General features: G+C 43.6%; 9 protein-coding genes and 6 tRNA genes. 9 read left to right on the top strand and 6 right to left on the bottom strand.

The annotated features are described in order from the left end of the window. The first annotated feature begins 75 nt into the window (after nt 1-75). Nucleotides 76-152 (top strand) — tRNA-Trp (locus BCU68_RS04190). Nucleotides 153-225: 73 nt separating this feature from the next. On the opposite strand, the gene ilvY is transcribed toward BCU68_RS04190, so the two are convergent. Next, nucleotides 226-1,116 (bottom strand): HTH-type transcriptional activator IlvY, encoded by an 891-nt coding sequence (gene ilvY, locus BCU68_RS04185; RefSeq protein WP_102563552.1) that lies wholly within the window; start codon nt 1,114-1,116, stop codon nt 226-228. Between the two features lie 144 nt (nt 1,117-1,260). Between ilvY and ilvC the strand changes: the two genes are divergently transcribed. Beyond that, on the top strand, nt 1,261-2,745 hold the full coding sequence (ilvC, locus tag BCU68_RS04180; RefSeq protein WP_102563540.1) for a ketol-acid reductoisomerase: 1,485 nt from the start codon (nt 1,261-1,263) through the stop codon (nt 2,743-2,745). Nucleotides 2,746-2,832: 87 nt separating this feature from the next. Here ilvC and BCU68_RS04175 read toward each other — a convergent pair whose 3' ends face one another. From BCU68_RS04175 to BCU68_RS04160, 4 genes are all read right to left on the bottom strand, one after another. Then, nucleotides 2,833-3,084 (bottom strand): accessory factor UbiK family protein, encoded by a 252-nt coding sequence (locus tag BCU68_RS04175; protein ID WP_102563539.1) that lies wholly within the window; start codon nt 3,082-3,084, stop codon nt 2,833-2,835. A gap of 121 nt (nt 3,085-3,205) precedes the next feature. Continuing rightward, a complete protein-coding gene (locus BCU68_RS04170; RefSeq protein WP_102563538.1) occupies nt 3,206-6,334 on the bottom strand; it encodes a multidrug efflux RND transporter permease subunit in 3,129 nt (1,042 codons plus the stop codon). Nucleotides 6,335-6,345: 11 nt separating this feature from the next. Further along, on the bottom strand, nt 6,346-7,452 hold the full coding sequence (locus tag BCU68_RS04165) for an efflux RND transporter periplasmic adaptor subunit (protein WP_102563537.1): 1,107 nt from the start codon (nt 7,450-7,452) through the stop codon (nt 6,346-6,348). Nucleotides 7,453-7,469: 17 nt separating this feature from the next. Beyond that, nucleotides 7,470-8,051 carry a TetR/AcrR family transcriptional regulator gene (locus BCU68_RS04160; RefSeq protein ID WP_102563536.1) on the bottom strand — a complete coding sequence of 194 codons (582 nt, stop codon included), beginning with the start codon at nt 8,049-8,051 and terminating at the stop codon, nt 7,470-7,472. Between the two features lie 178 nt (nt 8,052-8,229). On the opposite strand from BCU68_RS04160, the gene rep reads away from it, so the two are divergent. After that, the gene (rep, locus tag BCU68_RS04155) at nt 8,230-10,245 is read left to right on the top strand and encodes a DNA helicase Rep (protein ID WP_102563535.1); all 2,016 of its coding nucleotides are present in this window, start codon (nt 8,230-8,232) and stop codon (nt 10,243-10,245) included. Nucleotides 10,246-10,386: 141 nt separating this feature from the next. On the opposite strand, the gene BCU68_RS04150 is transcribed toward rep, so the two are convergent. After that, entirely contained in the window at nt 10,387-10,791 is a 405-nt protein-coding gene (locus BCU68_RS04150) for a cytochrome c5 family protein (RefSeq protein WP_102563534.1), read from the bottom strand. Between the two features lie 298 nt (nt 10,792-11,089). On the opposite strand from BCU68_RS04150, the gene BCU68_RS04145 reads away from it, so the two are divergent. The 6 genes from BCU68_RS04145 to BCU68_RS04120 all read left to right on the top strand — a co-directional run bounded on the left by BCU68_RS04145 (nt 11,090) and on the right by BCU68_RS04120 (nt 14,444). Beyond that, nucleotides 11,090-11,166 (top strand) — tRNA-Arg (locus BCU68_RS04145). Between the two features lie 35 nt (nt 11,167-11,201). Next, nucleotides 11,202-11,277, top strand: a tRNA-His gene (locus tag BCU68_RS04140). A 78-nt stretch (nt 11,278-11,355) separates the two neighbouring features. Beyond that, nucleotides 11,356-11,432 (top strand) — tRNA-Pro (locus tag BCU68_RS04135). Nucleotides 11,433-11,474: 42 nt separating this feature from the next. Next, nucleotides 11,475-11,550: transfer RNA gene (locus tag BCU68_RS04130), tRNA-His, on the top strand. 66 nt (nt 11,551-11,616) lie between these two features. Beyond that, a tRNA-Pro gene (locus BCU68_RS04125) sits at nt 11,617-11,693 on the top strand. A 1,035-nt stretch (nt 11,694-12,728) separates the two neighbouring features. Beyond that, nucleotides 12,729-14,444 (top strand): ABC transporter ATP-binding protein, encoded by a 1,716-nt coding sequence (locus BCU68_RS04120; protein WP_102563551.1) that lies wholly within the window; start codon nt 12,729-12,731, stop codon nt 14,442-14,444. The last annotated feature ends 24 nt before the right edge of the window (nt 14,445-14,468 follow it).

Genomic DNA, 14,468 nt, shown 5'->3' with positions numbered 1-14,468 from the left:
GTCCACTCCGCCACTTATTTTGCAAACCTCGCTTAACGCGAGGTTTTTGCAAATGTAAAATACCGAAAGGTAGATAGGGGTGTAGCTCCAACTGGCAGAGCAGCGGATTCCAAATCCGCGTGTTGGGAGTTCGAATCTCTCCACCCCTGCCATATTAAAGAAGGCTCAACAGCAATGTTGAGCCTTTTTGCCGTCTGGCGTATAGATATATCAGCCATAAATGATTTATGGGGTGATGAATTTCCCTTCAGCGACACGCCACAATGCTTTAACGAGCGAGTTATCCAACTGCGAACGCTTACAACAGATCCCCAATTTAAATGGCTTAAGAGAAGCGACCTTTAAACGCTGGATCTTTTCGCGTACCGGGCTGTTATTAATCACTACATCAGGGGCAATACCCACACCACAACCGAGCGCCACCATACTCACGATTGCCTCATGACCAGAGACTTGAGCATAAATCGTTGGTGTTATCTTCATTTTCTTAAACCAAGCATTTGCCCTTTCTCGTGCCGTTCCAGCTTCAGGGACAATAAAAGGAATCTTTTTCCAATCAATCACATCATTACTGAGCTCTTGAGCAAAGCTACTGACGCCAATCGGAGCAATAACAGAAAGTGGAATCTCACTAACGGTTTCAAACTCAATTCGAGCTGGCAAAATATCCGGTTTAGCTGAAATGGCAATATCCGCTTCATCATTAAGTATTTTATCAATCGCTTGAGCAGGATCGCCCGTAGATACCTTTAACTCAATATAAGGGTATTGGACTCGGAACTCCGACAATAATTCAGGTAAGTGGCTATAACTGGCTGTTACCGAACAAAATAGGCGGATTTCACCTTTTAATTCTTGCTCACTACCACTCATTTGCGCCTGAAAGTGCTGCCACTCTGCGACAATATTTAATGCTACGGGCAATAATTTTTTCCCTGCTGGCGTGATTTCGACACTGCGGTTATCACGAATAAATAGCGCCTGACCAATACTCTCTTCTAGCTTCTGTATTTGACGACTAAGCGCAGAAGGGCTGATGTGCATACCTTCAGCGGTACGGCTAAAGTTTTTGCTTTCACTAAGATGTATAAATAGCTGGAGATATTTGATGTTCATTTTGAGATCAATCCCATGTTGCATTTATCGCAATGATTAATTGTGAATATATCACTTTAAGCAATGGTCTGTCTGTTTTAGTATGAAGTTATTCGATACTAAGATATCGACCTAATGGACTGTTTTATAACGGAGATAATTCTCATGGCTAACTATTTCAATACCCTAAACCTACGCGAGCAACTCGATCAACTTGGTCGTTGTCGTTTCATGGACCGCTCTGAATTTGCTAACGAAGCCGATTTTCTAAAAGGCAAAAAAGTGGTCATCGTAGGTTGTGGTGCTCAAGGTCTTAACCAAGGTCTTAACATGCGCGACTCTGGTCTTAATGTTGCTTATGCATTACGCCAAGCTGCGATCGATGAGCAACGCCAATCTTTCAAAAATGCGAAAGAAAATGGTTTTGAAGTAGCTAGCTACGAAACACTTATCCCTGAAGCGGATCTTGTTATCAACCTAACACCTGATAAGCAGCACACCAATGTTGTTGAAACGGTAATGCCACTAATGAAGCAAGGTGCTGCACTTGGTTACTCGCATGGTTTCAACGTGGTTGAAGAAGGCATGCAAATCCGTAAAGACTTAACGGTTGTTATGGTTGCTCCTAAGTGTCCAGGTACAGAAGTTCGTGAAGAATACAAACGTGGCTTTGGTGTTCCAACATTGATCGCTGTTCACCCAGAAAACGATCCACAAGGTGAAGGCTGGGATATCGCAAAAGCTTGGGCTGCTGGTACTGGTGGTCACCGCGCTGGTTGTCTAGAGTCTTCTTTTGTTGCTGAAGTAAAATCGGACCTAATGGGTGAGCAAACGATCCTATGTGGCATGCTGCAAGCTGGCTCTATTGTTTGTTATGAAAAAATGATCGCAGACGGTATTGAACCAGGTTACGCAGGTAAACTTCTTCAGTTTGGTTGGGAAACAGTAACAGAAGCATTGAAGTTTGGTGGTGTGACTCACATGATGGATCGCCTATCTAACCCTGCAAAAGTAAAAGCCTTCGATTTATCAGAAGAGCTAAAAGATCTAATGCGTCCACTGTACAACAAGCACATGGATGACATCATTTCAGGTCACTTCTCTAGCACAATGATGGCAGACTGGGCGAACGATGATGTGAACCTACTGGGCTGGCGTGAAGAGACAGGCGAAACGGCTTTTGAAAACTACCCTGCATCAGATGTAGAAATTGCTGAGCAAGAGTACTTTGATAACGGCATCCTAATGGTTGCTATGGTTCGCGCTGGGGTTGAACTGGCATTTGAAGCAATGACAGCATCTGGTATTGTTGATGAGTCGGCTTACTACGAATCTTTGCACGAACTACCACTGATTGCTAACACCGTTGCTCGTAAGCGTTTATACGAAATGAACGTCGTAATTTCAGATACTGCTGAATACGGTAACTACCTATTTGCTAACGTTGCTACACCACTATTGCGTGAGAAGTTCATGCCAAGTGTTGCGACAGACGTGATTGGTCGCGGTCTAGGTGAGACATCAAACCAAGTTGATAACGCAAAACTTATCGCAGTCAATGAAGCACTACGTAACCATCCAGTAGAGTACATTGGTGAAGAGCTACGTGGCTACATGACAGACATGAAAACAATCGCTGTTGGTGGTTAATCCATCGTAAAATAGTGACTGAATAAAAAAAGGCTTGGTCGTATGACTAAGCCTTTTTGTTTGCGATAAAAACATGACTAACTGCGATTACTTATCTGCAATCTTCGCTTCTAATGCTGCTAGTTTTTCTTCCATTTCCGTCAGCTTTTGACGAGTACGTAATAGTACTTGGGTCTGTACATCAAACTCTTCACGGCTAACCACGTCCAGTTTATTTAATTGACCTTGAATAACTTGGCGAACCTTTTGATCGACATCGTTGCCAAGCTCTTTCACTGGCTGTGGCATTGAATCGTGGATCTGCTTAGCGATTTGTTCTAACTTCTTTGGATCAAACATAGTGGCGTAAACTCCTATTACTTTGTTGCTATTTTATGCAATTAAAAATGGAAAGTCGCTAGCTGTAGCAATAAAAAAGGCTACCTAAGTAGCCTTTTTAGTACACAGTAATCGTTTTTAGTTATGCATTTGCTGAGTGTTCACGACACGCTGCTTTTGCTTCATCTGCGCGAGCTAATTTTTCTAGATCTTTATCTTCTAGGAAAATAGGCAGAGGTTTATGTTTCTCGGCCAAATAGCTATAAATAACCGGGAGAACAAACAGAGTAAACAGGGTACCAATCGCAAGACCTGCCACGATAACAATACCAATACTAAAGCGCTGAGCAGCACCTGCACCAGTGGCATACATCAGTGGAATAAGACCAGCAATCATCGCCGCAGTTGTCATCAAGATAGGGCGAAGACGTACTCGCGCTGCCTCCATAACCGCCTCGGTACGCGATAGCTTATTATGCAGTTGCTCTTCTTTTGCCACTTCACAGATCAAGATACCGTGCTTCGTAATAAGCCCCACTAAGGTAATTAATCCAACTTGCGAGTAGATGTTCATGGTTGCCGCTCCCCAAGCCAGCGCAATCAATGCCCCACAAATTGCCAGAGGTACCGAGACCATAATCACCAATGGATCTTTCAGCGACTCAAATTGAATCGCCAGTACCAAGAAGATGATTGCCAGTGCTAAACCAAACGTCACATACAGTGCACTGCCTTCAGTCACAAACTGGCGAGACTCACCCATATAGTCATGGTTATAGCCTGCCGGTAGTTTGGTTTGAGCAATGTTCTCAAACCAGTTCACCGCATCACCTATTGCTGCGCCAGGCATAGGTACCGCGCCAACCGTTGCAGAGTTTAATTGGTTAAAGTGAGGAAGAGAGCGAGGCTCAGCGACCACATCAATCGAGATTAAGCTACCAAGTGGAATCGCATCACCATTGCTTGCACGCACGTAATAATTATTCATCGACTCTGGGTTTAAGCGATACTTACGCTCAACTTGAGGGATCACTTCATACGAACGACCATTGAGATCAATACGGTTAACGTAGCCATCAGACATCATCGTACTTAGCGTAATACCGATATCTTGCATGGTGACGCCATAAGCCCCTGCCATATCTTTATCAATTTGAATCTTCATCGTTGCCGAGTCGTAGTTCAAATCCAAATCAGAGTAGACAAAAAGAGGGCTCGCTTTCACATCGGTTAAGATTTCTGTTGCGATAGTAAATAAGCTCTCAAAGCTGCTTGGCGTGGTAATAACAAATTGAATCGGCAGACCAGAACCCGCACCAGGAAGTTCTGGCATTTGGAAGGCTGTAACCGACATTCCTGGGATATCTTGCAATAGACCACTGATACGGTTGGTGACATCGGATTGACTCGCCGTTCGCTCACTCCATGGCACCATAGAAGCAATACCAAATGATTGGTTTGAGTTTGGTACACCAGTAAAGGATTGAGCGTATTGGATTTCAGGTTGAGTAATCAAAATACCACTTACATCATCCATCGTATTGCTAAGGTAATCGAGGTTAGCATTGGATGGACCAGTACCTATCATCATCACCACCCCTTTATCTTCTGAAGGGGCAAGCTCACTTGGAATGAACTTAAACAGCATCGGCAAACTTAAAAATACAATCAGAGCAAAGCCAATGATCACCGGGCGATGATCCATGATGGCATGCAGCATTTTAGAGTAACGACCCGTCATGCGATCAAGTACACTGTGAACCTTTTGCTCAAATTTACTTGGCTGAGCATTTTCCTTTAGTAGCTTTGAACACATCATTGGCGACAAGGTTAAGGCGATAATCCCAGAAACAAATACCGCTCCAGCTAGGGTTAACGCAAACTCCTTAAAGAGCGAACCTGTTATGCCACCCATCATTGCGATTGGCGCATAAACCGCCCCTAACGTTAGTGTCATCGCAATAACCGGTACAGCAATCTCTCGCGTACCAATAATCGCTGCGCGGAAAGGGGATTCGCCCAATTTGACATGTCGATCAACGTTTTCAAGGACAACAATCGCATCATCAACCACCAGACCGATAGCCAGTACCATCGCCAGTAAGGTCATCAAGTTCCATGAGAACCCCATCACCTGCATCACCATCGCAACGCCAATCAATGATAGAGGAATGGTCACAATCGGAATGATAACCGCACGTAAAGAGCCTAAGAAGAGCGTGATCACCACCAATACAATCAGTGCCGCTTCTACGATGGTATGTATAACCTCTTGGATCGATTCATTAATCGCAACCGTAGAGTCATACATAATGTTCATATTGATATTGCTTGGTAAATTACGTTCAAGATCAGGGTAAAGAAGCAGAATATCAGCCGCAATATTGATTGGGTTAGCACTTGGCGCGGCATTGATCGCCGTAACGACCGTTTGCTTACCATTGGCACTAGCGCGAACCACATCATGACTTTTCTCCAGTGAAACCTTAGCAATATCGCCAAGGCGCACAATCGAGCCGCCATTTTGACTGGTTCTCACCACCAACTTTTCTAGCTCATCAGTATTGGTCACCTGCGTGTTCGCACTACCGTTATAGAGCACGAACTCACCGATCGATTGACCCGTTGCCGATTGGTAGTTGTTGGCATTAAGAACCGTCATAACATCGGTTGCTGTTAGGTTTAACGCCGCCATTTTGGCAGGATCAAGCCATACACGTAAGGCGTATTTTATCCCGCCATACAGATCAACTTTTGATACCCCATTGACCGTAAACAGTTGCGGATTCACGACTCGTTCAAGGTAATCGGTAATTTGGCTAGCCGATAACTCATCACTGGTGAAACCGATATACATAACGGCAGTACTTGAGCCTGTCGACATCGTTACGGTTGGATCTTCAGCTTCTTTCGGTAACTGAGATCGCACAGAGTTGGTCTTGGCTAATATATCCGATAGTGCCGCATTGGGGTCAGTATTGAGTTTCATGTTGACCGTAATGGTCGAACTACCCAGTACTGACTGTGAGGTCATATAATCAATATTATCCGCTTGAGCAACGGCTTGTTCCAATGGCTGCGTGATGAAACCTTGGACGAGATCGGCACTAGCACCATAATAGCTGGTGGTAACGGTGACGATCGTATTTGTCATTTCTGGATATTCACGAACCTGCATTTTGAAGATTGCTTGAAAGCCAAGCAACGCGATCAAAAAGCTGATTGAAATCGCCAGAACTGGACGTTTAATAAAAACATCAGTAAAGCGCATGATTCCTCCAATTACAGCATTGGTGTTTCAGTTGGTGGTGTCGTTGCATTACTTTCGACAACACGAACCTTAGACTGATTACTTAAACGAACTTGACCTGATGTCACGACAACATCGCCAGGCTCAACACCTTCTAGTATGTGAGCAATACTCTCAGTACGTTCACCCACTTTAACCACTTGCTGTATTACGCGCTGCACACCATCCTCTTCACGTAAAATATACACATTGTCACCGTAGAGAGTGAATGTGATCGCAGTTTGAGGCAGGGTTACTTGGTTGGTAATGGTTGGCAGGATGATATTGGCACGCGCAAACATACCACTGCGCAATAACCCGGTGTTGTTGGGAATATCCGCTTGAACTTGGATCAAACCACTTTGCACATTAACCGCTGGTTCAATGGCACTGATCGAGCCTTTAAATGGTTGATCAGGATAAGCATCAACAAAAATATCAATTTGCTGATCTTCATGAATGCGGGATATTTCATTTTGCGGCACCGTAAAGCGCAGGCGCATAATGCTGGTGTCTTCTAGGCGAACAATGTCGGTGCCTGGTTGTAGATATTGCCCAAGGAAGACATTACGAATACCAGTAATACCAGAAAATGGCGCTTTAATTTCTCGGCGATCAATCGTGGCTTCTAGGCTATCGATATCAGCAGAGAGGGAGTAGTAATTGGCTTGTGCTTCATCAAAGGCTTCTTTTGAAACTGAGCCTTTTTTATAAAGACCTTGATAGCGTAAGAATTTTGCTTTGGCGGCAGGTAAGCGAGCCTCAGAGCTTTTTAAATTGGCTTTCTCTACATCAGAATCAAGAGCAACAAGCGCTTGCCCTTCTTTTACTGTGCTGCCGGATTCAAATGAAATTTTATCAATGACCCCATTTGCTTCTGTGGTCAGTGTTACCCCTTGATTAGGTTCAATAAAACCAATCGCTTCAATAACCGGAACCCAGTCGACAGGTTGTGCTTCTATAATGGTGACTGGAAACTCAGGTTCTGGGCGATTTGCCATGTATTCAGCAATTTTCTGCTGCTTAAAAAGGTTAAAACCTATCACGCTACCAAAAAGTACCAGCGCAATAAGTAACATAAAAAAAGTCCACTTCTTCATTTGTTACTAGCTCCAAATTAGTGTTGTATGATCGCATCCCAACTGGCTTCAATCGCCGTGTCGACAGCCTTTTCATCCAATTGATAACAATATAAGGTGCGCTTTCTCGCTAAGGAGATGCTCACCTCTAAACTCAGCCCTGATAAAATAAAATTATCTAACGGCTTAAATAATCCCTGTTCTTTGCCTTCCTTAAAAAATTCATCGACAAGGTAAAACATCTCTCGTTCTACTTCTTGAGCGGCTTTATTATCTTTCACTGCTAATAGTTCATACTGAATACGATTTTTAAGCGCACTGCTGTCTGACTTGGCAAGTTGCCAAATATTCAGCCACATTGTGCGATAGCGAACCTTAAGTGGCATATCAGGTGAAACGTTAGCTTGAATAGCATCAGCCATACGCTGTGTAACAAATAACCTGAGTTCACTAATAAGATCGTCTTTATCCTTAAAATAACGATAGATAGTTCCTGCAGCGACATCTGCTTCTTTCGCAATTTTTTGCATAGAGAGCCCTTGAAATCCATGTTCAGCAATCAGCATCTCAGTCGCAGATAATATCTTTAGACGTTTATCGGATACTGTATGTTCGGGCACATGACCTCCTGTCGATCAATGAATGAATGTTCATTCATCGAGTATAGATCGAAAAGCACACAAAAATGAAACAAAATATGTCAAAGTGTTGTACAAAATGTATTTCTATCAACGTAGCAATCCATTTACAGCACGATTATCATAGAGAGATAAATGACACTTTCTTATTGAGATCACGATGAAGCTGAACCCAAGACAAGATGAAGCGGTAAAATATGTATCAGGTCCATGCCTTGTGCTTGCAGGGGCAGGCTCAGGTAAGACGCGCGTAATCACCAACAAAATTGCCTATCTCGTTCAGCAGTGTGGCTATAAAGCGCGTAACATTGCTGCCGTGACATTTACCAATAAAGCGGCGCGTGAGATGAAAGAGCGTGTCGGACAAACCTTGGGTAAACAAGAGTCAAAAGGGCTGATTGTTTCTACCTTTCACACCATGGGACTGACCATCATTCGAAGAGAATACAAAGCCTTGGGACTCAAAGCTGGCTTTTCACTTTTCGATGATCAAGACCAACTGGCGCTATTGAAAGAGCTCACCGAGCAGCAACTTGATGGTGATAAAGACCTTTTACGTCAGTTGATGAGCACGATTTCCAATTGGAAAAATGACATGCTCACCCCCGATCAAGCCAAAGCAAGAGCAACATCAGAGCAAGAGCAGTTGTTTGCCTTTTGTTTTGAGATGTACCAAAAGCAGATGAAAGCCTACAACGCCTTGGATTTTGATGATTTGATCGCCATGCCAGTGCTGCTGCTAAAAACGCAAGCTGATGTGCGTGAGCGTTGGCAGGCTCGTATCCGTTACTTGCTGGTGGATGAATATCAAGATACCAACACCAGTCAATATGAGTTAGTGCGTCTACTGGTTGGTGAGCGTGGGCGTTTAACTGTGGTCGGTGATGATGACCAATCTATCTATTCTTGGCGTGGTGCGAAGCCACAAAACTTAGTCTTACTGGGGCAAGATTACCCGAACCTGCGTTTGATTAAGCTAGAGCAAAACTACCGCTCAACCAGTCGAATTTTGCGTGCAGCTAATATTCTGATTGCCAATAACCCCCACGTGTATGAGAAAAGACTGTTCTCAGAAATTCCGGATGGTGAAAAGCTTAAGGTTTTAAATGCGAAGAATGAAGAGCATGAAGCTGAGCGAATCACAGGTGAAATCATTGCGCATAAGTTTATGAATCGCACCCATTATAAAGATTACGCTGTGCTATACCGTGGTAATCACCAGTCGCGTCTGATTGAAAAATCGTTAATGCAAAACCGTATCCCTTATAAAATATCAGGGGGCACCTCTTTCTTTGCTCGCGCTGAAATCAAAGACATCATGGCGTATCTGCGAGTCTTTGTTAACCCAGTTGATGATAATGCTTTCCTGCGTATCGTGAATACACCACGTCGTGAGATCGGTCCAGTAACGCTAGAGAAATTGGGCACTTACGCTAACATGCGCGGCAAGAGTCTATTTGAAGCGAGCTTTGAAATGGGCTTAGAACAATCTTTAACGGGGCGAGGGCTTGAGAACTTGCGCCGCTTCACTCAGTGGATTGTTCGCCTGTCTGATAACGCAGAGCGCGGTAATACTGTGGAAGCCGTTCGAGCGTTGGTGCGTGATATTCATTATGAAGATTGGCTTTACGAAACCTCACCAAGTCCGAAAGCGGCAGAAATGCGCATGAAGAACGTATCGGATCTTTATAGTTGGATTGTCGCGGATTTAGAAGGCGATAATTACGATAAAGAAGAGAAGAGTTTAAAAGAGGTGGTTCAGCGTTTGACTCTGCGTGACATGATGGAGCGAGGCGAGGATAACGATGATGCAGACCAGGTTCAATTGATGACCTTACACGCATCGAAGGGGCTGGAGTTTCCTTATGTGTACCTTATGGGCGCAGAAGAGGGCATCTTGCCGCATCAAACCAGTATTGATGAGCGTAATGTTGAGGAAGAGCGTCGTCTTATGTATGTGGGTATTACTCGTGCGCAAAAGGAGCTGACTTTTACGAAGTGTAAAGAGCGCCGTCAGTATGGTGAGCTTATTAAGCCAACTCAAAGTCGTTTCTTAGATGAGCTGCCGCATGATGATGTCAATTGGGATATGGTTAAAAAGCCTCAAAGCGCTGAAGAAAGAATGGAAAAGGGGCAAGCACACATCGCTAACCTAAGAGCCATGTTTAAAAAGTAACCTTGGCTCTCGGCGAATAATGTAACCGAAATGAGTTCGACTCTGCGCAGCGTTCAGATATTCCTGTTCGCTTAAAATAGGCATCGGTGTCTATTTATATTTGCTATATCGAATTCATTTCGTTTCGATCTGCTGATTTACCTAAAGGTCTTTAATCATATGATCGATAGCAGCAATGACTTCATCATCTGAACAATCCATACACGTACCACGAGCTGGCATCGCATTGAAACCGTTAATCGCATGGTTGTTGAGGATTTCACGCCCTTGAGCTATTCGTGGTGCCCAATCGGCAGCATTGCCCGTTATTGGTGAGCCACTGACCCCAGATGAGTGACACGCAATACAGAAAGTGCCATAAACAGCAGCACCATCACGAGGGCCACTTGCTACTTCAACTACGGGTTCACTACCGGCTAAATAGACCTGACCAACTGGTTTGATGCGTTTTTCTATTGCATCATGGTTGGCATCGGCGGCGAATACACCCGTAGAAAAAGTGAACGCTGCCAGCAATACGCTAATAATTCGTCGAGATATTTCCATAAAACCCACTTTTTGTTCCCTAGGTAAACGACAGTTGACCTAATCCATAGAATAAAATTATCTTTTTACTTAAATGAGAATATCCTTCAGTTAAGTAAATGTAAATGAACTGTAAGTATACTCTGGTGTTTTGTTACGATAAACTGTAACTTATCAGCTTCAAGGGGTTTGTCACATCCTAAAAAAGCTTTTATAGTAGCCGATGTGGTGAAAAAGAGAGCAAACGATAAAAAAAGTTAAAAAAGTACTAGACGGCATAGGGGGATATCCGTATTATTCCACTCCGCCGATAGGGTATACGCCCGTAGCTCAGCTGGATAGAGCGTTGGCCTCCGGAGCCAAAGGTCGAAGGTTCGAATCCTTTCGGGCGTGCCAAACCGGATTAAAAAATTGGTAGCAACAAAGTAGTGGTGGCTATAGCTCAGTTGGTAGAGCCCTGGATTGTGATTCCGGTGGTCGCGAGTTCGAATCTCGTTAGCCACCCCATTATTTAAGGGAATTTAATTTCCTGTTTTGATTTAGGTCGAAACGAAACGTTCAATACTGTATAGTAGCGAACATTGTCGGTGAATAGCGCAGCTTGGTAGCGCATCTGGTTTGGGACCAGAGGGTCGGGGGTTCGAATCCCTCTTCACCGACCACTATTTCAATAATCGTGTTAACGGTTATATAAAAAGTTAGTGGTGGCTATAGCTCAGTTGGTAGAGCCCTGGATTGTGATTCCGGTGGTCGCGAGTTCGAATCTCGTTAGCCACCCCATTTAACTTGGTAACTTCGGTTTCCGTTTTGATTAGAGCAACATCCCAGTAATCAAATAAAACGTCTCGGTGAATAGCGCAGCTTGGTAGCGCATCTGGTTTGGGACCAGAGGGTCGGGGGTTCGAATCCCTCTTCACCGACCACATTAAAGAAAGCCTCAACAGAAATGTTGAGGCTTTTTTGCATTTAGAGCGTTCTAAAAATAAGAAGAAGAATCAAAGGAATGAGAGAGCTGAAGATCCGTAAGGGTCGGGGGTTCCCAAATGTTCAAGAAATGGCTCTTCACCGACCACATTAAAGAAAGCCTCAACAGAAATGTTGAGGCTTTTTTGCATTTGAAGCGTTCTAAAAGCGTTGTTAGGCGAATTATCTTTGTATCGTGAAATGAATTCGATTCCGCGAACCGCTCAAGACATCCCTGTGCGCTTAGAAATAGGCATCCTTGCCTATTTATGTTCGCTACATCGAACACGTTTCACTTAGCGTGTGAATGAGATCTTTGTCTATTTGAAAGCCTCAGCAGAAATGTTGAGGCTTTTTTGTATTCCACTTAAGGCATCCTTGCCTATTTATGTTCGCTACATCGAACACGTTTCACTTCGTGTGTGAATGAATAAGGTCGCTGTTGTTGAGTAGGAATATTTGGGGATCTTTGTTGGCTGAAAGTGACAGGAAATGGGCTGGTTGAGAAGGCGAAAAGTCGGTGAATAGTGGTCATTTTCGGATATAGCAATATTTTAAGCTCATAAAGAATAAAGCCCTATAAAATTAAAGGTTATTGGTTGTAACTATGGTATAGCAATAAAAATGCAGTGTTTGTTTGTTATTTGTTAATATTCAAGTGGTGTAAAGCTCTGTTGCATGTTCTAGGTCTTAATTTCATTGTTTACTGAGACGGCTGTTCCATAAATGAATGGTTTTAAAGTTGTTTTTAATAATAACCATTTGTATTTTGATTGGTCGGATCATTGTTTTATGCAGGTTTTTAGAATAAAAATACAACAATTGTGCTTTGTTTTTCAATATTCTCAATTTTTTACACTCTATTTGTTGCTTTCCTGTGAATTATTTGCCAAATTGGTCGGCTTATAATATCCAGAAGACTATTTCTGTGTATTGAATGGATTCAGTTTTTGCAGACAGGGCAGAAAACTGCCACAGCAGTAGAGGTCTGGTTAATGTCACTTTTAGAAGTAAAAAATCTGTGCATCGAATACCCGTCACGTCATGGGGTTCATGCTGCAGTAAAGTCGCTTTCGTTTAATATAGAGCGCGGAGAAATTGTCGGTGTGGTTGGAGAATCAGGTGCCGGTAAATCGACAGTAGGTAATGCGGTTATCGATCTTTTAAGCCCTCCGGGTGTGATCGCTGGTGGCGATGTTTTTCTTGATGGCGAAAAGATTTCTGGTTTAACGCCAGAACAGATGCGTAAAGTTCGTGGATCAAAAATTGGTTTTATTTTCCAAGATCCAATGACGTCACTGAATCCTCTTTTCACTGTGGAACACCAACTAAAAGAGACGATTCACGCTAACCTTGATATGACCGATGCTCAAGCTTACGATCGTGCATTGTCACTGATGAATCAGGTTGGCATCCCGCAGCCTGAAAACCGTTTGAAGCAGTACCCACACCAATTCTCTGGTGGTATGCGTCAACGTGTCGTGATTGCCATTGCTCTGGCTGGTGAACCTGACCTTATCATTGCCGATGAGCCAACGACGGCTTTAGATGTATCAATCCAAGACCAAATCCTTAGCCTTATCCGCGAGTTGTGTGTAAAGAATAACGTCGGCTGTATGCTGGTGACTCACGACATGGGTGTGGTTTCAAATGTGACCGATAAAGTAGCCGTGATGTATCGTGGTGATTTGGTAGAGTTTGGACCAACCAAGCAGGTTCTTGGTACGCCAAGCCACTCTTATACGCATAGCCTAATTTCTGCGGTTCCTCGTTCTGATGTAAAACTCGATCGCTTTCCACTGGTGAGCTATATCGAAGAAGCGCAAGAGATGGCTCCGCTGGATATAAAGAATCACTGGTTAGGTCAAAGCCAAGATCAACGAGAATACACAGGCTCGCTATTAAGTGTTGATAGCGTGAATCTGCGTTTTACCACCAAGAACTCTTTTTTTGAAAGTCGTCGTGAGTACGTTCAAGCTTCTAATAATGTTAGCTTTGATGTCAAAGAAGGTGAGACGTTCGGTTTGGTTGGTGAGTCGGGTTCTGGTAAATCAACCATCGCTCGTATTATTGCCGGTCTTTATGCACCCAACTCAGGTACGGTGACGTTTGAAGGTATCGATCTCACCGCGATAAAATCAGAGAAAGAGCGTCGTCCTATTCGTCGTCAGATGCAAATGGTGTTTCAAAACCCATACACATCAATGAACCCACGCATGAAAATTTTCGACATCATTGCCGAGCCAATTCGTTTTCATAAATTAACGCGCAATGAAGCAGAAACGCGTAGCATCGTGTTTGATCTATTAGACCATGTTGGCTTAGGGAAAATGGCAGGGGTTAAATACCCGCATGAATTCTCAGGTGGTCAGCGTCAACGTATTTCGATTGCTCGTGCGTTAGCAACACGCCCTCGCTTACTTATTTGTGATGAACCAACTTCTGCTTTGGATGTATCGGTGCAAGCGCAAATTCTTAACTTGCTGAAAGATCTCCAAGATGAACTGAACCTCACCATGCTATTTATCAGTCACGATTTACCGGTTATTCGCCAGATGTGCGATAGAGTCGGTGTGATGAAGATGGGACAGTTATTGGAAGTTGCCCCGACAGAGCAGTTGTTTACTCGTCCTGAGCATGAATACAGCCAGCAGTTAATTTCGTTAATGCCGGAATTTACAGGGCTACGAGAAGATATAAAAACGGCATAAGTTATCGACTATCCACGATCACTT

It is taken from the genome of Vibrio sp. 10N.286.49.B3 (assembly GCF_002873395.1).
Lineage (GTDB): Bacteria > Pseudomonadota > Gammaproteobacteria > Enterobacterales > Vibrionaceae > Vibrio.
This window is presented reverse-complemented; position numbering and strand designations above follow the sequence as displayed.

Bases quoted from the DNA above. Each gene is read 5' to 3' on its own strand.
- BCU68_RS04150 (WP_102563534.1), bottom strand. From the start codon at position 10,791: ATGGAAATATCTCGACGAATTATTAGCGTATTGCTGGCAGCGTTCACT.
- BCU68_RS04120 (WP_102563551.1), top strand. From the start codon at position 12,729: ATGTCACTTTTAGAAGTAAAAAATCTGTGCATCGAATACCCGTCACGT.
- rep (WP_102563535.1), top strand. From the start codon at position 8,230: ATGAAGCTGAACCCAAGACAAGATGAAGCGGTAAAATATGTATCAGGT.
- BCU68_RS04165 (WP_102563537.1), bottom strand. From the start codon at position 7,452: ATGAAGAAGTGGACTTTTTTTATGTTACTTATTGCGCTGGTACTTTTT.
- BCU68_RS04170 (WP_102563538.1), bottom strand. From the start codon at position 6,334: ATGCGCTTTACTGATGTTTTTATTAAACGTCCAGTTCTGGCGATTTCA.
- ilvC (WP_102563540.1), top strand. From the start codon at position 1,261: ATGGCTAACTATTTCAATACCCTAAACCTACGCGAGCAACTCGATCAA.
- BCU68_RS04175 (WP_102563539.1), bottom strand. From the start codon at position 3,084: ATGTTTGATCCAAAGAAGTTAGAACAAATCGCTAAGCAGATCCACGAT.
- ilvY (WP_102563552.1), bottom strand. From the start codon at position 1,116: ATGAACATCAAATATCTCCAGCTATTTATACATCTTAGTGAAAGCAAA.